This is a genomic window from Microcystis aeruginosa NIES-2549 (genome assembly GCF_000981785.2).
In the GTDB taxonomy this organism is placed as follows: domain Bacteria; phylum Cyanobacteriota; class Cyanobacteriia; order Cyanobacteriales; family Microcystaceae; genus Microcystis; species Microcystis aeruginosa_C.
On record NZ_CP011304.1, the window covers coordinates 1,587,442 to 1,605,999 of the forward strand.

Below are 18,558 nucleotides of genomic sequence, written 5' to 3' on the forward strand. Positions count from 1 at the left end.
AGTCATCGTTAACACTCAGAGGGCCATTCCGATAATACCTGTAATTCGTTGGAATAGCCTATTTGATCTCTCCTTGTTTGTTGTTCACTTGAGTTGTCAAGTAATAAATCACGATGGCGACTTGGTGAAATAGCAATAATTAAAGCTGGACGCAGTTTTCCTGATTTCAAGTCTGCTTGAGGAAAACGAATTAGAACAATATCACCTGGTTTCATGGTTGATAAATTTCTTGAGCATCTGCTAGGGAATATTCAATTTCATATCCTTCTTTGAAAAATTGCTCTAATGAAAATTTTTGCCAGTTTTCATCTTGCCAATTAGTATATTCTGAAATGTTGTTTGGCTTAGGGGAAATTAATCGGGTAAAGTTGGCAATTTTTTCAACAATGTCATCAGGTAATCGGTCAATCTGTTGGTGAAGTTCTTCACGAATTGTAGCAGACATAAGTTAAATTATTTGATTAAGGTGTAGAATGGATAGTATTGATTATAACTCAGATATTGGGGGGTAATTTGGGAAAAAGTAATGTTGGGTTTCTACAATATCAGCGATCGCACTACGTTCTTCGGCATCGCACTGACAGCTGCCATCAATGGGCATGGTGCGTTCCCCAAAATCGATCGCTTTGTAGCAGGACTTGCATTAGGGAACGCACCCTACGACTGCCATCAATGGGCATGGTGCGTTCCCCAAAATCGATCGCTTTGTAGCAGGACTTGCATTAGGGAACGCACCCTACGACTGCCATCAATGGGCATGGTGCGTTCCCCAAAATCGATCGCTTTGTAGCAGGACTTGCATTAGGGAACGCACCCTACGACTGCCATCAATGGGCATGGTGCGTTCCCAAAAATCGATCACTGGAGTAATAGGACTTGCATTAGGGAACGCACCCTACGGCTGTTTTTTTTCTGACTTCAGCAGACTAACGGCTAAACTCACCTGCGTGCGGAGCGCATCAGGTGTAGCGACTTTTTAGCCTTGATTTATATTCTACTGTTTTATATTTTAAATCTTCAAGAAATTCAAAATAAATATTTTTCTGATCAATTTTATGGATATTATCAATAGTTGAAAGTATATCATCACATTCTTGTGCATTTGCTCCATTCATTCCATATAGAATTCCCGCAGGGTATTCATGACCACAGAACTGAAGCCAATCTATAAACTTACAAATATATGTCGTCTTTACCCACTCATCATCTGGAAAACTATTTAACAACTCTATTAATAATTGCCGTTCACTTTTATATTCAAATTTTTCCCACAACTCTTGATCAGAATAAAAATGTTGAATATGTTTTATTAATAATTTTGTTTCCTGAAGTTTACCTTCATGGTATCCACTAAGCAGGTGAGGAAATACTATTCCTTTAAAAATTATATGATTTATATTGTTACTTTCACCATCATTTAAAATTTCATTTAATAAATTATTATCATTCGTTTCTTTCCAATATAAAACCAATTCGTTGGCGATGATGTTTGCCTTTTTTCGCAAACCATCACTCAGTAGTTTCTTGTATAAAAGATATTTTTCCATGACTTTATAGGCTAACTATTGATTATACAGAAACTTTCTGTCTAACACTCTCCAGAGTAACGATAGGTGGAAACTTGCGGCATACTGCTCCATTTTAGCGCAATCGCCCGAACTTTTCCCCATATCATACCCAAGAGCTTATTAGCCAGATTAAACAACCTCTTTTAAGTGGATTCCTAACAACAAGCTCAAATAAAATAGACTTTTCGGGAAGTGTAGCACTAAGTCTTCAATCCACCCGACAATTACCTAATTTTCGGGGAAAAAGTGCCTAAATTTTGCCACCGGCTGGCACTTTTTGAGGACAAAAAAGCCTAAAAGTCTTATCCCACAAGGTTTTTAGCTCTATTCAGCCGACCCTATTTATTGGTGTACCTGCAAATGAAGGACATAATGACCTAAAATCAGGTTATCTGACCATAATTCGTACTCTAGACGCAAATATTCGGGGAAATTATCCCCCTCTAATTTGAGACTACGGGTATAGTTGCGGACGCGAAAAGCGTAACCCGGTTGAGAACTTTCGGCATTTAACCAGTAGCGACTGACACCAAAAACCCCTTGCTCCCAAAAATGACGATAGGCGAATTTTCCCTGGCCCTGCATGGTCATAATTACCCGATTAGCCGAAATTTCTAGCCAAATTAATTTATTTTGATTATTTTTGGGTTTAAGTGTCTCTATTTCGGCGAGAGCCACCGGGGGTTGATTGAGGAGAAGATGAAACCGGTGGCGATCCTTTTGGTAGAGGGTAGCGGCAGTGTCTAAAGAGGAGAGGATGGGTAGATCTGTCGAGAGCAGACAGAAGGAAACGGGACGGCGGTGATGAGCAAGCATAGACTAGACTTAATGGTGTCCTTATCTCCACAATAGTGGATTCTCTGCCCACCGCTACCGGCACCGGAAATTTTTTTGAGAAAAAATCCAGAAAACACTTGCATTATTGAGGGACTTATGATTATAATTATTAATTGTGAGTAGCCTTCCTCGGTAGCTCAGTGGTAGAGCGGTCGGCTGTTAACCGATTGGTCGTAGGTTCGAATCCCACCCGGGGAGTTAATCAAAAATAGAAGCGGCAATAAGAAAGTATTGCCGCTTTTTGCTCTGACTAGAGAATTTCAGCGATCGCATTTTCTGGACCGACTAAAGAAATGTAAGGATTTTGAAAATATTTACTGGCTACCGATCGCGCTTGTTCGGGAGTAATCTGATTAATAGAATCCAGGAAAGTGCGATCAAATTCAATCCCCAAACCTAAGCTTTCGTACCAACCGTATAATTGAGCGATTTCGGCGTTAGTTTGTTTACCGAGAGCATATTGACCCAATAACTTATTTTTAGCTGACTGTAACTCCTCCTCGCTCAAAGTTACTTTATATAACCTTTCTGCTTCCTGACGCAATCCCGACAGGGCCATGGCTGTGTTTTGGGGTGCAGTTCCCATATAAATGACAAATTGGGAAGAATCGAGACGGGTGGGATAAAAAGCGGAAACATCGTAGGCTAATCCCCGTTTTTCTCGCAATTCCACGAATAAACGACTAGATAAACCATTCCCCAGATAGGTACTCAATAATTTTAAAACGGCATAATCATCCTCTTGCACAGAAGAGCCGGGGTATCCTAACATAACGATCGCCTGTTGACTAGCTTGGACGGTAGTTAAACAGGTGGGCTGAAAATCAAAAGCAGCTGGGGGTAAACTAGATAAAGGAAGATCGGGAATTGACCAACTGCCAAAAATTTCCGTCACTGCTTTTACTGCTTGCTCTAGGGTAATACGGCCAGAAAGACTAATTACCAAGTTATCGGGACGGAAAAAGCGACTATGATAGGCCAGCAGGTCATCCCGTTGCAATTGCGAAACCGTTGCCTCCGTACCCAATAAAGACATACCATAGGGGTGATTGGGGTACATAGCGGCGCGTAATTGATTAAAAGCCACATTAAAAGGCTGTTCCAATTGAGAGCGAATGCTTTGACGGGTGAGATTTTTCTCTAATTCGATTTCTGGGGGTGGAAAACTGGGAAAACGAATAATTTCCGCCGCTAGACGCAATATATCTAAAAAATCCTTGGTAACAGTCTTTAAACTAACCACAAAATAATCGGTCCCCGTGTCCGCACTTAAACCGGCCCCCGTGGACTCAATGCGATCAGCAATTTCTAGGGAAGATAACTTTTCTGTACCTTTGGTGAGCAGCACGGCTAAAAGACGAAATAAACCCGCTTTTTCGGCTTTTTCCCACCGAGTACCCGCATTTTTGAGAAAAATCCTCCCTGCAACTAACTCCACGGCCGTATTTTCCACCACTAAAAGGGTGATGCCATTTTCTAAGGTTAAGCGGTGAATGGGGGAAGCGGACATCTTTTATTCACAGGGTTGCATTATTGTAATAGCATATCGCTCCGGGGAGAGATACTGACGAGCCAGACGCTGGAGATCTGACGGTTGCAAACTTTGGATAACTTGGGGATAGATCGTGGCTAGGTCGGCAGCTCTCAGGGTTTGATAATATCCATAGAGTCCCGCTAATTGGCCCGGGGTTTCTGTGGAGAAAATATAATCGTTAGCTAATAACTGTTGAGTGCGGTGTAATTCTGGGGGGGTGACGGGATGATCGTGCAGATGTTGGAGATGTTCACAGATAATAGCTTCGATTGTCTCAGTTTGTGGGCTAGATAGCCAAGCGCCGATGGTAAAGAGACTGGAATCTCGTTGCAGGGAAAAATTACTGTTAATATCGAGGACGATTTGCGCTTCTTCTCGCAGCTGTCGCACTAACCGCGAACAGCGTCCCCCGGCAAGAATTACCGAAAGCAAGTCTAATCCAAAGGCATCTTCTAGGCGATCGCATCCTGGTCCAGTCCATCCCATCAAGAGACGAGAATGTTCTAGGTGGGGTAAATATACTTGGGAACGACGAATTTCGATCAGGGGGGGTTCGGCAACCACTAAATGGGGAGGGGATTCCGAGGGGACGGGAAATTCCCGAAAAGATTGCCGGATAATTTCTAAAGCTGGTTGGGGTTCAATTCCCCCGATAATCGCCACACACATATTTTCTGGTTGATAATAGGTGCGATGGAAACAGCGCATTTGATTGGGGGTTAATTGCTCTAAACGGGGTTCATCACCTAAAATAGAGCGTCCGTAGGGATGGTTTTGATAGATACTTCCGCAGAGGGTTTGGTAGGCAATCCAATCGGGATCATCATAACAGGCCCGTAATTCTTCTAAAACTACATCTTTTTCCCGATAGAATTCCTCATCGTCAATCTCAGCATGGAGGAGAATTTCGGCCAGATGGGGTAAGGTATGTTCAATTTGATCCACACTGGTGGTGAGATAGAAGTGCGCGTAATCGTGACTGGTGGCAGCGTTGGTCATGCCGCCACAATTTTCGATTAAATAGTCAAAGAGTCCGGGGGGAAGTTTTTTCGTCCCCTTAAAGATCATGTGTTCGAGAAAATGGGCCATACCTAACCATGGGTCGGGTTCAGCGATCGCACCTGCTTTCACCCACACATCCACCACCACCACAGGAGTCACGGGTAAATACTGATGAATTACGGTTAAACCGTGATCTAATTGCCATACCTGAGCGGGAAAAGAACTCGTTTGACACTGCGCTATCGACTTGATCAATGTCCGTTAACCAGATTTTTTGTTAAATTCTATACTTATGCTATCTTATCTCTTGCCTGCTCAACCATTAAAAAACTTTTGTCATGATTTCTAGATAATTCCGCCAAATATCGGCCTTATCAGTGATCAGTTATCAGTGATCAGTTATCAGATGTGAGTTTTTAGTGAAGAGTAAGACAGCCTTTCTCGTAAAGGTGAGGCACAAGCTGATCTTTGCTAATCAAGTATTTCAGCTGCAAGAACGAACCTCATGTATCTGAGAAAAGCTGTAAGTGAGGAGTATTAAATAGCATTAACAGTGCTGTCTTTTCACTGATTACTGATTACTGTTCACTGTTCACTGAAAATACTTCCCACTAACTAAATGACTGAGCAAGATACTGACTGGATAGGTTTGATGATCGGCAATTCTCGGCTACATTGGGGGTATTTTCGCGGTCAAACCCTGTTAACTTGTCTCGATACTCCCCACCTGACCGAACCCCCAAGTAATGAATTTTTGCAACAAATTTTCCCTAAACTCTTGACAAATGAATGCAAACGTGCATTGGTTGTCGCCTCTGTGGTTCCTAGCCAAAAAGAATTATGGGCAAATTATGGCAATTTACGGATAATTACTTTAAAAGATATTCCTTTATTGGATTTATATCCAACATTCGGCATTGATCGAGCTTTAGCTGTCTTAGGTGCGGGAAAAAAATATGGATTTCCCTGTTTAGTCATCGATGCGGGAACAGCCTTAACTTTTACGGGAGTGGATAGGGATAAAAAGCTAGTGGGAGGAGCAATTTTACCCGGGTTAAAGGTGCAATTAGCCAGTTTAAGGGAACGGACGGCAGCCTTGCCAGAGGTGTCCTTATCGGAAAGATTACCGCAGATGTGGGCAAAAGAAACAGCAGAAGGGATAAGAAGTGGGATAATTTATACAATTTTGGCGGGAATAGAAAAATTCAGTCAGGAATGGTTAAATTTATATCCAGAGAGCGGGATAATTTTAACGGGGGGAGATGGGGACTTAATTAGGGATTACTGGCAAGAAAACGCCATTAAATCACCCCTAGTGGATAAGACGATAATTTTTCAGGGAATTGCCGCAGTTAAGGGAATCTCTTCCTGTTTAATTGACAAAGGCGAACATATCTAGTAAAGTCGGGGAAAGTTTTCTCAACTTGGGAAATTTCTGAACAACTAGGCAAAAAATTCAGGATATAGTTATGGCGATCGTTCTAGTAACCGGTTCTGCTGGTTTAATCGGTTCCGAATCAGTCAGATTTTTTTGTGATCGGGGTTATACCGTTGTCGGCATCGATAATAATATGCGTCAGGTATTTTTTGGCGAAGACGCTTCAACGGAGTGGAATCGAGCCAAATTATCCCAAGATTACGGGGATAAATACATTCACCATGCTGTGGATATTCGCGATCATGAAGCTATTGCAGCTATATTTAAAACCTATAGTCATGATATATCCTTGATTATCCACACGGCGGCGCAACCTTCCCACGATTGGGCAGCTAAGGATCCCTATATGGATTTTAGTGTCAATGCTAACGGAACTTTAGTATTATTAGAAAATACTCGTCAACACTGTCCCCAAGCAGTATTTATTTTCTGTTCCACTAATAAAGTTTACGGGGATAGACCGAATGAATTACCTTTAATAGAAAAAGAATTACGTTGGGAAATCTCGGAAAATCATCCTTATTTTGCTCATGGTATTGACGAGTTGATGAGTATTGATGCTTGTAAACATTCTTTGTTCGGTGCCTCGAAAGTGGCGGCGGATGTATTAGTACAGGAATACGGGCGTTATTTTGAGATGAAAACTGCCTCTTTTCGTGGCGGTTGTTTAACCGGTCCAAGTCATTCGGGAACGCAATTACACGGGTTTTTATCCTACTTGATGAAATGTACGATGATCGGCAAAGAATACAGTATTTATGGGTATAAGGGTAAGCAGGTACGCGATAACATTCATAGTTACGATCTCGTCAATGCTTTCTATCATTTTTATCAGGCCCCGCGAGTAGCAGAAGTTTATAATATCGGTGGTAGTCGCTTTAGTAATTGTTCCATGTTAGAAGCTATTCAAGAATGTGAAGCGATTGCGGATAAAAAGTTAAACTGGCAATATGTGGAGACTAATCGCATTGGTGATCATATCTGGTGGATTTCTGATGTGAGTAAGTTTAAAAATCATTATCCTGATTGGCAGTTAACCTACACAGTAACGGATATTCTCAAAGAGATTTTTAGTCAAAACGTTAGCCGTTGGACTTAGGGCAAATCAAGAATTATTCTGGTCAATTTTTATCTGCTAGTTTTCCCTCGTTACCAAAGTGATTTTTAGCAAAATATACTGCTAGTAATTGAGGGACTATGTTAATTAGTTAGTAAGAGGATATTAATAGCAATATTGACCTAAAAAAACTAAACCAGAGCATATTTAAGAGACTATTATGTTAACTAAAATCTACAAGAATAAAATTTTCCGATTTCTCATTGCTGGGGGAGTGGCATTTCTAATCAACTTATTCTTAATTTATTGGTTCATTGACGACTTGGGATTTAATACCCCATTTCTGAAGAATGTTGCTAATGTTATTTCGATAGAAATATCTTTAATTGCTAGTTTCTTTATCTATAGAATCTGGGTGTGGACTGGAGGAGATTGGACAATCAGAGATGTGATTTTGATACAACTTCCTCTCTATCATCTCTCGGCAGGTTTAGCCGTTTTACTGCGAGTTTTCTTGATATTTCCCTTCTTAAACTGGTTAGGAATTAGCCCCGGAGTTAACACAATGATTGGGGTTTTACTGGGAGCTAGTATTAACTATGTTGCCAGTGATAGCCTAATTTTTAAACCCAAGAATAAGACTAATGAGACAGAAATGTACTATCCCGAAGGATTAGCACCAGCTTTCGAGATGGACGGTTACTCTCACCCACGTCAATCAAGGGATAACCATGCAGTAAAAACCTTATCAATAGTTATCCCTGCTTACAACGAAGAAGATTGCATCGAAAGCACTGCTCACTTAATATCCGAACGTTTAGAACGGGATAAAATTGATTATGAAATCCTAGTTGTTAATGACAATAGCAAAGATAACACCGAAGCAGTTCTGCAAAAAATCAACCAAGAAAACCCTCGGATTCGCTACATCAATAACTATTATCCCAATGGTTTTGGTTTTGCGGTACGCTGTGGATTAGAAAATTTTAGCGGCGATGCGGTGGCAGTAGTAATGGCAGATAATTCCGACTCTCCCGATAACATGGTGGACTATTATTATAAACTGCAAGAAGGCTACGATTGCGTTTTTGGTTCTCGTTTTATCAGGGGAGGAAAAGTTATTGATTATCCCATACACAAGTTATTCGTCAATCGTTTGGCTAATCTCTTCATTCAAGTTTTATTTGGGCTAAAATTTAATGATACCACTAACGCCTTTAAAATCTATCGGAAGGAGGTTATCGAAGGAATCTCACCTCTACTCTCTCACCATTTTAACTTAACAGTAGAGATGCCCTTAAAAGCAATCGTGCGAGGATATTCCTACACGACAATTCCCATCACTTGGCGCAATCGTACCACGGGGGTTTCCAAGTTAAAACTCAAAGAAATGGGTAGTCGTTATTTATTTATAGTTCTCTCTATCTGGTTAGAAAAATACCTTTCTCGAGGCGACTATAAGCGCAAACAGAAAAAGAATCAAGTCGGTTGATAATTATTATCTAGTGGAGTATTATTGATGACTAGGCAAGTGTTAATTACTGGTGGTGCGGGTTTTGTGGGCAGTTCTTTAGGTTTGGGATTAGCCCAACGTTATCCTGATTGGAAAATTATCGCTTTAGATAACTTAAAACGTCGCGGTTCTGAATTAAATATTCCCCGTCTCAAACAAGCGGGAATTGAATTTGTTCATGGAGATGTCAGAAATGCGGAAGACTTAGAAGCATCCGCTTTGCCAGTGGATTTAATCCTAGAATGTTCGGCAGAACCTTCCGTTTTAGCTGGTTATAATTCCCCCGGCTATGTTTTGCAGACTAACTTAATTGGAACGATTAACTGTTTAGAATTAGCTAGACAAACCCAAGCAGATTTTATTTTTCTCTCCACCAGCAGAGTTTATCCCATTGCCTATCTTAATCAATTAAACTATACAGAAACAGATACTCGTTTTCAGTTATCTGAACAGCAAAATTTACCCGGGGTTTCTGCTTTTGGTATCAGTGAACAATTTCCCTTAGATTTGCCCCGTTCTCTCTACGGTTCGACTAAGTTAGCATCGGAATTGATTATTAATGAATATGGGGATGCCTACGGATTAAGAACTTTAATTAATCGTTGTGGAGTTTTAACTGGTCCTTGGCAGATGGGAAAAGTTGATCAGGGAGTTTTTGCCCTTTGGGTGGCTAATCATTACTTTCAGAAGTCCTTAAAATATATCGGTTATGGGGGTACAGGGAAACAGGTTAGAGATTTTCTTCATGTAGCTGATTTACTCGATTTAATCGATATTCAGATTGCTAATTTAGAACAATTCAAAGGGCAGACTTTTAATGTGGGGGGTGGGCAAGATTTTTCTTTGTCTCTTTACGAAACCACAAAACTATGTCAGGAAATCACGGGCAATAGTATAATGATTGAGGCAGTTCCCGAAAATCGCACCGGAGATATGCCAATTTTTATAACTGATTCTCGCAAAATCAGTTCTATAACTGGATGGCAACCCCAGCGAGACGGTAGAAAATTAATCCAAGATATCTTTGATTGGATTTATAATCACGAGAAGGAATTAAAAGGTATTTTTTAACTGAATAATTATGCAAAAAAAATCTCTCAAATTACCTGTAGTCGTCAAGGGAATACTAATTATTATTACTGCCTACTTTTTTCTGGCAAATTTACCTAGGATTGACTGGTTAGAAATTGGTTTAGATGCTTCTTGGGCTTTTGCTATTAGTGATGCTGCCCATAAACAGTTAATTTTTGGACAAGATATTATCTTCACCTATGGACCACTAGGCTATCTGGTTCATGGCACATCTTTAAATCACAACTTTTCCCAAATTATCTATTTTCGCTGGTTGATACACCTTTGTCTATTAGGGGTGGTTATTCTCAGATTATTATTTATTAAAAGCTATAGCAATCAAATAGTTTTTGTGCTGTCAATTATTTTTGCTACTCTAGTAGGAAATCCCTACAACAGTATCGGCTTTACTGTTGATTATCAGATGACATTTATCCTCCTGATACTAATGTCTTTTGATAACTTTTTTCAAAAGTACATCAATTATTTAGCTATAGCTATTGGCATGATCAGTGGGTTCTCTATACTCACTAAACTAACTCTAGGAATTTATCTAGCAGGCAGCCTGTTTATCTACATATTTGTTAATATTGTTCGGGGATATTTTCAGAAGTCACCATCGATAGTTATAAAAAATGTTCTCGCTGGTATTAACTTAACTTTAAGCATTCCTTCCATTGCCTTTATTTTTCTCTATCCAGCCTCTTATAACCGAGCCTTTATTCACATTATAGTTAATCTTTGCATTGCTGGAGGAGTAGCTTTGGCTCTCTGGTTTATCGCCAGATCTGCCCGCCTATCGGCACCCCCCGTATTAAGGGAGGCAAGGGGGATCAAAGGCAAAATCTATCTTCTATTTAATCAGAACTACTTACTTAACTTCTTACCTCTGTTAGTATTTTATGGGCTTTATGGGTTACTTCTTCTCCAAACAATTAATCTAAATAATTTTCCCTCTCTCATGGAATATTTGAGTAATTCTTGGCAAATTTCTTCTGGTTATTCCAGTGCGATGAGTATTGTAGGAAATTACCCGCGTTTACTAATTGCCTTGCTCTGCTTTGCCTTAAGTTTGCTTTTAATGTCGCTGGCAATTATAGACCAAAAAATTAGTCTGGCTATTGCCTATATTTTCCCTATATTTTTATCATTTAAGCATGGATTTGTTAGGCAAGATGCTCACGTTGTTGTTTTTACACTTGTGGTTATTCTCTTAGCTTCTCTCTATACAATAATTATTAAAAACTCTCGGTTTAAGAAGATTGCCTATTGTGCTTGGGGAATAATTTTTTTGGGATGTATTCTTATCACCTCTAGTCCTAATCGGACTATACTGGAAAATGCTCGCCAGTGGAGTAATTTCAGTCCCGATAGAGTGTTTAATAATATCGGGGTTGTCATTTCCTCTATGCTTAATCCCACAGAATTAAAGATGCGAGGTGAAAGAAGTACAACTCAAAATTTACAAGTCATTGCTACCGCTACCAAAATACCTGATTCTGTGCTGGAAAAAGTGCAAGGCAAAACTATTGATATAATTCCCTGGGAATTTTCACTTATTCCGGGCAATCAGCTTAATTGGAAACCGAGGCCGATTATTCAATCCTATTCTGCTTATACAGAAAAACTGGATGAACTAAATTATCAAAGCTTATCTCAATCTCCCAGAGATTATCTGATTTATCACTTTCAATCTATTGATGACAGACATCCTTTTTTTGATGAACCTAAAGCCTTTTCCTATGTGGTTTGTAATTATCAACTTGACTCGGTAAATTCGCCCTTCCGCGTCCCCGCAATCAAAACCAACTTTTATCTTCTAGAAAAACAAAAAGTCAGTCGTTGCAGTCCAACCCCTTTAGGAGAGACTACTAATGTTACTTGGGATCAAGTCTATGAATTACCTACTCGTAATAGTGGGATTACTCGTGTTCAAGTTAAATTTGAATATTCTTGGTTGGGTAAAATAGTCAAACAACTCTTTAGAATCCCTCCCGTGATAATTAACGTTAATTATCTCGATGGAACTCAAGCCAATTTTCGCTTTCTTCAAGATAATTCAGCTAATGGAGTTATCCTTAGTCACTTACCAAGAAATACTCAGGAATTAATGGCATTTTTTCAAGGAAAATTACCACCACAAGTCAAATCCTTTAGCTTTTCTGTCAGTAATCCTCTGCTATTCTCGCCAGAAATAAAAGTAACGCCTTTTTGGGAAGTTGAGACTGGTTCATAATCTTTCTTGAACCTTGAAAAGCGGTTAATATCTCTGGAAAATGGAGAATAGGGAACTCGAATCCCTGACCTCTGCGGTGCGATCGCAGCGCTCTACCAACTGAGCTAATTCCCCATATATAGGCCATAATAGCATTTTTGAGCAGAAAATCCTAGGAACTGGCAAGGGATCGAGGCGCAAAAAATCGAGCGGCTTCTCTCTGGAAAACTTTAAAATAGAAAAAGTAATCTTGAGGATGATAACCAATGGCGATACTACGCTTAGAGAATGGGACAACCTATACCCAGTTAGCCGATATTAGTCTGGAATTGGCTAAATTAAATGTTACTTTAAACTATTGGCCGATCGAAAACCAGGCCACCCGTCAGCTACTTAAGCAAGCTTCTCTTACCGAAGAAGAAAAAGAAATAGTTTTAACCAGCTTAGACGGTTATTTTGAGCAACTAAAGCAAGAAGCGGGTTATCAAGCTAGAGATTTAATCGTTTTACACCCTGAAATTCCCAATCTCGACACTTTACTGGCAAAATTCGAGCGCTGTCACACCCACGCTGACGATGAGGTGCGTTATATCATTGATGGGGAGGGGGTTTTTGGCTTTGTCTTTCCCGATGGTTCTCAGGGGGAATTAACTATTCAACCTCAAGAATACATCAATGTTCCCGCCCATAGCGAACACTGGTTTCACCTCACTGCCAGTAAACGAGTTAAAGCAGTACGTTACTTCACCAGTACCGCCGGATGGGTTCCCGAATATACGGAAACCGTTATTCGTTTTCCTAGTTTAACAGCCGTGTAGCCTTTGGTTTCAGGCGAGTGCTTTCCCAGTAAGACAGATAAGTTTTGCGGGGATGGCAACGCCGGCAGCCACAATCTGTTAAGCGGCAAATCTGTCCTGTTGAAAATCTCCCGTCTAGTGCCTAGCTTGACGGGAGATTTTCTCAATTCGGGGGATTGGCGTGATAGATTTAGTCTAAGCCGAATTGATTGCCCCGTTTGTACTGTAAATAGGCGGCAACGAACAAACCCGCTAGGGTAATGGGAATTAAGCCTAGGACAATCCCTAGCACTAAAGGTTCAATCACGTCTGTACTCCTTGGATTAGCAATTTTTCACCCGTATTTTATCCTAGCAGGGGTCGCCCGCGAAAGATAGGGCGGACAGGGGGGAGATGCTGCGATCGCACACACTTCGTTAATATCACCTCCCTGGCAAAAATCAAAAATCCTCCCTTATGGGTGTAGGGTGTTTTGACATTTTCTGCCAAGATAGCAGCCGCGTACCATAACTATAGCTATAGTTAATTATTGGTTGCAGCTATTCTCTCATCTCCACCAGCAAGTCTGAGCGCTGATAACTGAACTGATGCTTGAAACTAATTACGGCTTGATTGTCGATAAAATGGGGATTGCCGAGGGGATCGATGGCACTGAAAGCGTAGAAATAACGGCGTACTAGGGGTGGAAAATCGCTAAAATCGAAGATTGTGTCACCTTGGGCCACATCTGCCCAAAAATTTCGTAATTTCGGGGCTAATTCCTCCGCTAGACTCATGGGAAGATTGAGGGGATGGCAGGTTAACAAACGCATCATAAAAGGATAAGAGCGATCGCCTAACCATTGCCGAGAAATAGCGGGTAAATTCTCCCATCCGGGTATATTTTGCAGATGAAAGGATTCTATGGCTAATTCTCCCGTGTTTTCGCAATATTCTAACACCCGGTAAGGATGGGGATAACTGACGAGGGAACCGGTGGTAATTTCATAGATACCTCTACTAAAAGCCAGATCCTGCACGTGGAGATGGCCGGTAATCAACAATTTTACGCCGTTTTCCTGTAGTATATCGAGCAGTTCTCCCGCATTAGCCAACATATAGCGTTTACCTAATTCATGATTGCTTTGTCCGGGTAAATGCTCGATAACGTTATGATGGATCATCACCATCACTAGATCGTTTTTTAGCGCTGGTAAAATCTGTTTTAACCAATGCAATTGTTCTGCATCTAAACTGCCAATTTGTCCACCTTGCTCATCGAATTGATTAGAATTAAGACCGATTAATTGCACTCCGGGTAAAATTTCTTTTTGGTAGTATATTTGTTCGGGGTCGCTGTAACCAAATTGTTGATAATAAAAGGGAAAATCTCCTAAACCGATCTGGTTTTCTGTTGCGGTTAAACTCAAAACATCATGATTACCCGGCACCACATAGACGGGAAAGGGTAAAGTAGCTAAACAATCGGCTAACCAACGATGATTTTCTGGTTCACCATCTTGGGTTAAATCGCCAGCAATCAGCAGAAAATCGAGGTTAAGGGTGATCAGATGGTCTAAAACAATTTTTAAAGCGGGAATACTCACTTCCACCAGATGAAAGCGATTAGAATGGTTCAAAATGGTTGTGGGTAAAGCGATATGAGGATCGCTGAGAATGGCGAAACGGAAATTCATCGCATTCAATTGGGCTAAATATCGGTAAACTAGATTGACCGAGGAGAAATGAGGAGAAAATATCTTTGGCTAAAGTTCGCGTTCGTCAGCACGTCAATCCCTTAAGTCATAAATATCGCCATCCGATCGCTCCCCCCGATTGGAATCAAGTTTATCAGGATATGACGCCACCTCTCCATCTTGATATTGGTTGTGCGCGGGGTAAATTTTTGTTACAAATGGCCCAAGTATATCCAGAAATTAATTTTTTGGGGATTGAAATTCGTCAACCTTTGGTAATTGAAGCCAATCAGGAACGGGAAAGGTTAGGATTAAGTAATCTCGCTTTTGTTTTTGGCAATATGAATGTTGCCCCAGAAATTTTACTGCAATCTTTGCCCGCAGATAAGTTATTTTGGGTGTCGATTCAATTTCCCGATCCTTGGTTTAAACAGCGTCACAGTAAGCGTCGAGTTGTGCAGCCGGAATTAGTCATAGCTTTGGCTAAGTATATGGTAGCTGGAGGCTGGGTTTTTTTACAGTCGGATGTGGAATCGATCGCCCTGGAAATGACGGAGAGATTTCAAGCACATCCCCATTTTGTTCGGCAACATCAAACCCCCTGGTTAGAGGAAAATATTTTCCCCATAGCGACGGAAAGGGAAAAGTCCACTTATAATAAAGGTCAACCGGTTTATCGCTCGCTTTTTCGAGTTCGGTAGCTTCAGCTAAAATATCTTGGCACTGTCTCAAATCATGGTTATAAATCTCGACTCACCCCTAATACTTGAGGACAATAATCGCCCCCCTGTCTCTCAATTGCTAGAATTTCTCTTAACCAAAGAAAAAAACACTAAAAAAACTAAAGAAAATCTGACTTTTGAGGCTTTAGTCGGTACTTGGCGATTATACTTTATCACGGGAACTCAAAAAGCGAAAAAGAGAGCGGGAATTGTTTTGGGGAAGGGTCGCTATCTACCATCCTGGTTAAAAATTACCATCTCTTACCAAAGAAATGAGAGTTTAGAACTGGGAGAATTTATCTCTGGAAGCGTCAGCAATCAGATAGTTTTAGGGGCAGTAAAACTATCTGTAAGCGGTCCGGTTAAGTTTTTTCCTAAAACCCGTCTTCTCGCCTTTGATTTCACCCGGCTCAACCTAACCCTATTTAATCGCTCTCTCTATTCAGGTTTTATTAGAAATGGCCAGGTAAGCGAAGCGAATTTTTATCAGGAAAGTATCAAAAAACAGGCATTTTTTGCCTATTTTCTGATCACAGAAACAATGATAGCAGCCCGGGGACGAGGGGGAGGATTAGCCCTTTGGGTAAAAGAGATAAGTGAGACAAAACTAGCTGAAAAATAATTTATTAGAGGAGAAATAGATGGGATATTCTATCGATGTAGATGGGACAAATTTTGACAGTGAAGTGATCGAGAAATCCTATCTAAATACGGTGATTTTAGACTTTTATGCCCTGTGGTGTGGACCCTGTAAATTGGTAAAACCGATGCTGGAAAAACTGGCAAGTGAATATAATTTTATCCTGGCAAAAATAGATATAGATAAAAGTCCCGAATTAGCCGAACAATACAATGTAGAAGGAGTTCCCGATGTGCGAATTGTCAGCAAGGGAGAAGTGTTACCCTGTTTTGTCGGTGCTTTGCCAGAAGAACAAATTAGAGACTTATTTTCCCGTCTCGATTTACAATCGGAATTAGAAACAGGATTAGCAGAAATCAAAGAAGCGATCGCCCTCGATAATTTGCCCGCAGCTAAACAATTATTTGATCGTCTTTTCCCTAAATATCCCAACGAACCGCGATTAATTATTATGGCGGTCAAATTTCTCATGCGTCTAGAAAAATGGTCAGATGCCTATCGATTAATTAGTGCTATTAAAGAGGAAAATCCTGTTATAAAAGGTTGGAAAACTCTCCTAGAATTTCAACAATTAAAACCAGAAAATAATCCCCTCGATCCGATATTTTTTACTGGGATTAATTCCGCATTAAAAGAAGATTATGCCGCCGCTTTAGATAAACTGATCAGCCTGGTGGGAGAAAGTAGAAAATATCGTCAGGATGGGGCAAGAAAAGCCATGTTAGCCATATTTCAGATTTTGGGGGTTAGTCATCCCCTCACCCAAGAATACCAAGCAAAGTTAACATTTCTGCTCTACTAGGTAGGGTTTACTAAAAAAGTTTGTTGATGGGGTTAGGAGTCAGGAATCGGTCAAAACTAAAGCAATTCCCCGGGGAATTTCAACAAATCTATTCCTAGAATTTCTGTTGACAATTGCCAGGGAATTGCTAGAGACAAGACAGCTTATTTGTGGCGAATCATTTCATAGAGGGCAACGTATTCTTCCCCGGGGCGATTCCAAGAGTAATCGCATTCCATGCCTTGGATCGCTAATTTTTGGAATTCTTCTGGTTGAGTGTACCACAATTCCAATGCCCGGGACATGGCTGATTCGAGGGCATTATTATCGGGATCAAAAAAGACAAAACCATTGCGTTCTTCTGGTTTGTGATAGGTATCATAATCGCGATCAAAAACCGTATTAACTAAACCACCAACTCCCCGGACAATGGGAACAGTTCCGTATTTTAAGCTGATTACTTGTGTCAGTCCGCAGGGTTCAAAATTACTGGGAACCACAATCATATCAGCCCCCGCATAAATGAGGTGAGATAATTCCTCATTAAAGCCCAATTCAATATGAACATCAGGGTTATTATTGAGGTGATTTTTCTCGTGCCAGAACCAGTTATTAATTAACGATTCGGTGGCGGAACCTAAGAGGACAAATTGCGCCCCGCGAGCTAAGGCATAATACATGGCATGGTGAACTAAATGTACGCCTTTTTGGTCATCTAAACGACCGACATAACAAATTAAGGGTTTTTCTGCCTCATCTCTTAACCAGAGTCTTTCTCGCAGTGCCTTCTTATTGCGTGCCTTCTCGGAGAAGCTATCAACACCGTAGGGTGCAGCAATAAATTTATCTACTTCTGGGTTCCAGATATTGTAATCTAAACCGTTGAGAATGCCAGTAAATTTGTGTTGATGCTGGTGAATTGTATGGCCCAAACCGTAACTAACATCAGTGTGGTGTGCTTCCCAAGCATGGTGGGGCGAGACGGTATTGAAATAGTTGGCAAAAACGATGCCACCTTTCATAAAATTAATCACAAAAGGATTGAAGTTATCGCGCAGTCGGGCATAGCTAAAGTAGTAAGGATCGTTATTTAATCCTGTTGCCCAGAGAATTTCCGCACCACCAAATCCTTGATGTTTAAAGTTATGGATGGTGTAGAGAACGCGCTGATTGCCCATACCATGATATTTATAAATTTCAAACAGTAAGGGCGGAATTAAACCGGTTTGCCAGTCGTGACAATGAATTATATCGGGACGTTTATTACTTCTGAGCAAAAATTCTAAAGCGGCTTTAGAGAAGAAGGCAAAACGCATATTATCGTCTTTACAACCGTAGTAAGTACCGCGATTAAAGAAATTATCGCCCGAATTGGGTTGAATAAAGAAACACAAGCGCCCGTGTACCCAACCACAAAAAACGTTACAGTGAATTGCCCCACCGAACCAAGGCACCCACAGGTCCCGATAAGCCTCGTGTAAGCCCCAAATTTGGTCGTAGCGCATACAATCATACATGGGTAGGATTAGCTCCACGCAATGACCGCGAATTTCTAATTCTCGACTCAATCCATATACCACATCCCCCAATCCCCCAGCTTTAATCACCGGGGCGCACTCAGAGGCAACCTGAACTATATACATATATCAATAACTCCCTCGATTAATCTACAGGTCAGCTAGAAGCAATTTTTACAAAAGTATACAG

19 protein-coding genes and 2 tRNA genes are annotated in these 18,558 nt (G+C 40.7%); 11 read left to right on the forward strand and 10 right to left on the reverse strand.

Features of this window, described 5'->3' with window-relative positions:
* Positions 1-8: 8 nt before the first annotated feature.
* Positions 9-215, reverse strand: coding sequence for a hypothetical protein (locus myaer_RS21950; protein ID WP_046661629.1), 207 nt, complete (start codon positions 213-215; stop codon positions 9-11).
* Positions 212-445, reverse strand: a complete 234-nt coding sequence (locus myaer_RS07595) for a hypothetical protein (protein ID WP_046661630.1) — start codon at positions 443-445, stop codon at positions 212-214. The genes myaer_RS21950 and myaer_RS07595 overlap by 4 nt, the downstream gene beginning before the upstream one ends.
* An 81-nt stretch (positions 446-526) precedes the next feature.
* On the opposite strand from myaer_RS07595, the gene myaer_RS07600 reads away from it, so the two are divergent.
* Positions 527-790 (forward strand): hypothetical protein, encoded by a 264-nt coding sequence (locus myaer_RS07600; RefSeq protein WP_071846433.1) that lies wholly within the window; start codon positions 527-529, stop codon positions 788-790.
* Positions 791-959: 169 nt separating this feature from the next.
* Here the strand turns inward: myaer_RS07600 and myaer_RS07605 are convergent, their stop codons facing one another.
* Together myaer_RS07605 and myaer_RS07610 are read right to left on the reverse strand one after the other, a co-directional pair.
* Positions 960-1,547, reverse strand: coding sequence for a hypothetical protein (locus tag myaer_RS07605; protein WP_046661631.1), 588 nt, complete (start codon positions 1,545-1,547; stop codon positions 960-962).
* A 363-nt stretch (positions 1,548-1,910) separates the two neighbouring features.
* Positions 1,911-2,384: a hypothetical protein gene (locus myaer_RS07610; protein WP_046661632.1), complete on the reverse strand. Its 474-nt coding sequence runs from the start codon at positions 2,382-2,384 to the stop codon at positions 1,911-1,913.
* A gap of 147 nt (positions 2,385-2,531) precedes the next feature.
* Here myaer_RS07610 and myaer_RS07615 point away from each other — a divergent pair.
* Positions 2,532-2,603: transfer RNA gene (locus tag myaer_RS07615), tRNA-Asn, on the forward strand.
* A 52-nt stretch (positions 2,604-2,655) separates the two neighbouring features.
* Here myaer_RS07615 and myaer_RS07620 read toward each other — a convergent pair.
* Both myaer_RS07620 and myaer_RS07625 read right to left on the reverse strand, forming a co-directional pair.
* Positions 2,656-3,915, reverse strand: coding sequence for a M16 family metallopeptidase (locus myaer_RS07620; RefSeq protein ID WP_046661633.1), 1,260 nt, complete (start codon positions 3,913-3,915; stop codon positions 2,656-2,658).
* Between the two features lie 3 nt (positions 3,916-3,918).
* On the reverse strand, positions 3,919-5,196 hold the full coding sequence (locus myaer_RS07625) for a M16 family metallopeptidase (protein WP_046661634.1): 1,278 nt from the start codon (positions 5,194-5,196) through the stop codon (positions 3,919-3,921).
* Positions 5,197-5,560: 364 nt separating this feature from the next.
* Between myaer_RS07625 and myaer_RS07630 the strand changes: the two genes are divergently transcribed.
* The 5 genes from myaer_RS07630 (at position 5,561) to myaer_RS07650 (ending at position 12,256) form a co-directional block, all read left to right on the forward strand.
* On the forward strand, positions 5,561-6,340 hold the full coding sequence (locus tag myaer_RS07630) for a pantothenate kinase (protein ID WP_046661635.1): 780 nt from the start codon (positions 5,561-5,563) through the stop codon (positions 6,338-6,340).
* A 70-nt stretch (positions 6,341-6,410) separates the two neighbouring features.
* The gene (locus myaer_RS07635) at positions 6,411-7,478 is read left to right on the forward strand and encodes an NAD-dependent epimerase/dehydratase family protein (RefSeq protein WP_046661636.1); all 1,068 of its coding nucleotides are present in this window, start codon (positions 6,411-6,413) and stop codon (positions 7,476-7,478) included.
* Positions 7,479-7,656: 178 nt separating this feature from the next.
* Entirely contained in the window at positions 7,657-8,928 is a 1,272-nt protein-coding gene (locus myaer_RS07640; protein ID WP_046661637.1) for a glycosyltransferase, read from the forward strand.
* A gap of 27 nt (positions 8,929-8,955) precedes the next feature.
* A complete protein-coding gene (locus myaer_RS07645; protein ID WP_046661638.1) occupies positions 8,956-10,020 on the forward strand; it encodes an NAD-dependent epimerase/dehydratase family protein in 1,065 nt (354 codons plus the stop codon).
* 10 nt (positions 10,021-10,030) lie between these two features.
* Positions 10,031-12,256: a hypothetical protein gene (locus myaer_RS07650; protein WP_046661639.1), complete on the forward strand. Its 2,226-nt coding sequence runs from the start codon at positions 10,031-10,033 to the stop codon at positions 12,254-12,256.
* 41 nt (positions 12,257-12,297) lie between these two features.
* Here the strand turns inward: myaer_RS07650 and myaer_RS07655 are convergent.
* Positions 12,298-12,370: transfer RNA gene (locus myaer_RS07655), tRNA-Ala, on the reverse strand.
* 131 nt (positions 12,371-12,501) lie between these two features.
* On the opposite strand from myaer_RS07655, the gene myaer_RS07660 reads away from it, so the two are divergent.
* The gene (locus myaer_RS07660) at positions 12,502-13,053 is read left to right on the forward strand and encodes a 1,2-dihydroxy-3-keto-5-methylthiopentene dioxygenase (RefSeq protein ID WP_046661640.1); all 552 of its coding nucleotides are present in this window, start codon (positions 12,502-12,504) and stop codon (positions 13,051-13,053) included.
* Positions 13,054-13,222: 169 nt separating this feature from the next.
* Here the strand turns inward: myaer_RS07660 and petG are convergent, their stop codons facing one another.
* Positions 13,223-13,339: a cytochrome b6-f complex subunit V gene (gene petG, locus myaer_RS07665; RefSeq protein ID WP_002738052.1), complete on the reverse strand. Its 117-nt coding sequence runs from the start codon at positions 13,337-13,339 to the stop codon at positions 13,223-13,225.
* A gap of 232 nt (positions 13,340-13,571) precedes the next feature.
* Positions 13,572-14,708 (reverse strand): metallophosphoesterase family protein, encoded by a 1,137-nt coding sequence (locus myaer_RS07670; RefSeq protein ID WP_046661642.1) that lies wholly within the window; start codon positions 14,706-14,708, stop codon positions 13,572-13,574.
* 65 nt (positions 14,709-14,773) lie between these two features.
* On the opposite strand from myaer_RS07670, the gene trmB reads away from it, so the two are divergent.
* From trmB to myaer_RS07685, 3 genes are read left to right on the forward strand one after another with little or no spacing between them, the layout of a single operon-like run.
* Complete coding sequence (trmB, locus tag myaer_RS07675) at positions 14,774-15,409, forward strand: tRNA (guanosine(46)-N7)-methyltransferase TrmB (protein ID WP_046661645.1); 636 nt, start codon at positions 14,774-14,776, stop codon at positions 15,407-15,409.
* 34 nt (positions 15,410-15,443) lie between these two features.
* Entirely contained in the window at positions 15,444-16,052 is a 609-nt protein-coding gene (locus myaer_RS07680) for a hypothetical protein (RefSeq protein WP_046661647.1), read from the forward strand.
* Positions 16,053-16,071: 19 nt separating this feature from the next.
* Positions 16,072-16,872, forward strand: coding sequence for a tetratricopeptide repeat protein (locus myaer_RS07685; RefSeq protein ID WP_046661648.1), 801 nt, complete (start codon positions 16,072-16,074; stop codon positions 16,870-16,872).
* Between the two features lie 143 nt (positions 16,873-17,015).
* On the opposite strand, the gene glgA is transcribed toward myaer_RS07685, so the two are convergent.
* Entirely contained in the window at positions 17,016-18,494 is a 1,479-nt protein-coding gene (glgA, locus tag myaer_RS07690; RefSeq protein ID WP_046661649.1) for a glycogen synthase GlgA, read from the reverse strand.
* Positions 18,495-18,558 lie beyond the last annotated feature (64 nt).

Excerpts from the sequence above, each read along its gene's own strand:
- myaer_RS07680 (WP_046661647.1), top strand. The coding sequence starts at position 15,444 with ATGGTTATAAATCTCGACTCACCCCTAATACTTGAGGACAATAATCGC.
- myaer_RS07620 (WP_046661633.1), bottom strand. The coding sequence starts at position 3,915 with ATGTCCGCTTCCCCCATTCACCGCTTAACCTTAGAAAATGGCATCACC.
- myaer_RS07660 (WP_046661640.1), top strand. The coding sequence starts at position 12,502 with ATGGCGATACTACGCTTAGAGAATGGGACAACCTATACCCAGTTAGCC.
- myaer_RS07610 (WP_046661632.1), bottom strand. The coding sequence starts at position 2,384 with ATGCTTGCTCATCACCGCCGTCCCGTTTCCTTCTGTCTGCTCTCGACA.
- myaer_RS07650 (WP_046661639.1), top strand. The coding sequence starts at position 10,031 with ATGCAAAAAAAATCTCTCAAATTACCTGTAGTCGTCAAGGGAATACTA.
- myaer_RS07630 (WP_046661635.1), top strand. The coding sequence starts at position 5,561 with ATGACTGAGCAAGATACTGACTGGATAGGTTTGATGATCGGCAATTCT.
- glgA (WP_046661649.1), bottom strand. The coding sequence starts at position 18,494 with ATGTATATAGTTCAGGTTGCCTCTGAGTGCGCCCCGGTGATTAAAGCT.
- myaer_RS07670 (WP_046661642.1), bottom strand. The coding sequence starts at position 14,708 with ATGAATTTCCGTTTCGCCATTCTCAGCGATCCTCATATCGCTTTACCC.
- myaer_RS07645 (WP_046661638.1), top strand. The coding sequence starts at position 8,956 with ATGACTAGGCAAGTGTTAATTACTGGTGGTGCGGGTTTTGTGGGCAGT.
- myaer_RS07595 (WP_046661630.1), bottom strand. The coding sequence starts at position 445 with ATGTCTGCTACAATTCGTGAAGAACTTCACCAACAGATTGACCGATTA.
- myaer_RS07600 (WP_071846433.1), top strand. The coding sequence starts at position 527 with ATGTTGGGTTTCTACAATATCAGCGATCGCACTACGTTCTTCGGCATC.
- myaer_RS21950 (WP_046661629.1), bottom strand. The coding sequence starts at position 215 with ATGAAACCAGGTGATATTGTTCTAATTCGTTTTCCTCAAGCAGACTTG.
- myaer_RS07635 (WP_046661636.1), top strand. The coding sequence starts at position 6,411 with ATGGCGATCGTTCTAGTAACCGGTTCTGCTGGTTTAATCGGTTCCGAA.
- myaer_RS07685 (WP_046661648.1), top strand. The coding sequence starts at position 16,072 with ATGGGATATTCTATCGATGTAGATGGGACAAATTTTGACAGTGAAGTG.
- myaer_RS07640 (WP_046661637.1), top strand. The coding sequence starts at position 7,657 with ATGTTAACTAAAATCTACAAGAATAAAATTTTCCGATTTCTCATTGCT.
- myaer_RS07605 (WP_046661631.1), bottom strand. The coding sequence starts at position 1,547 with ATGGAAAAATATCTTTTATACAAGAAACTACTGAGTGATGGTTTGCGA.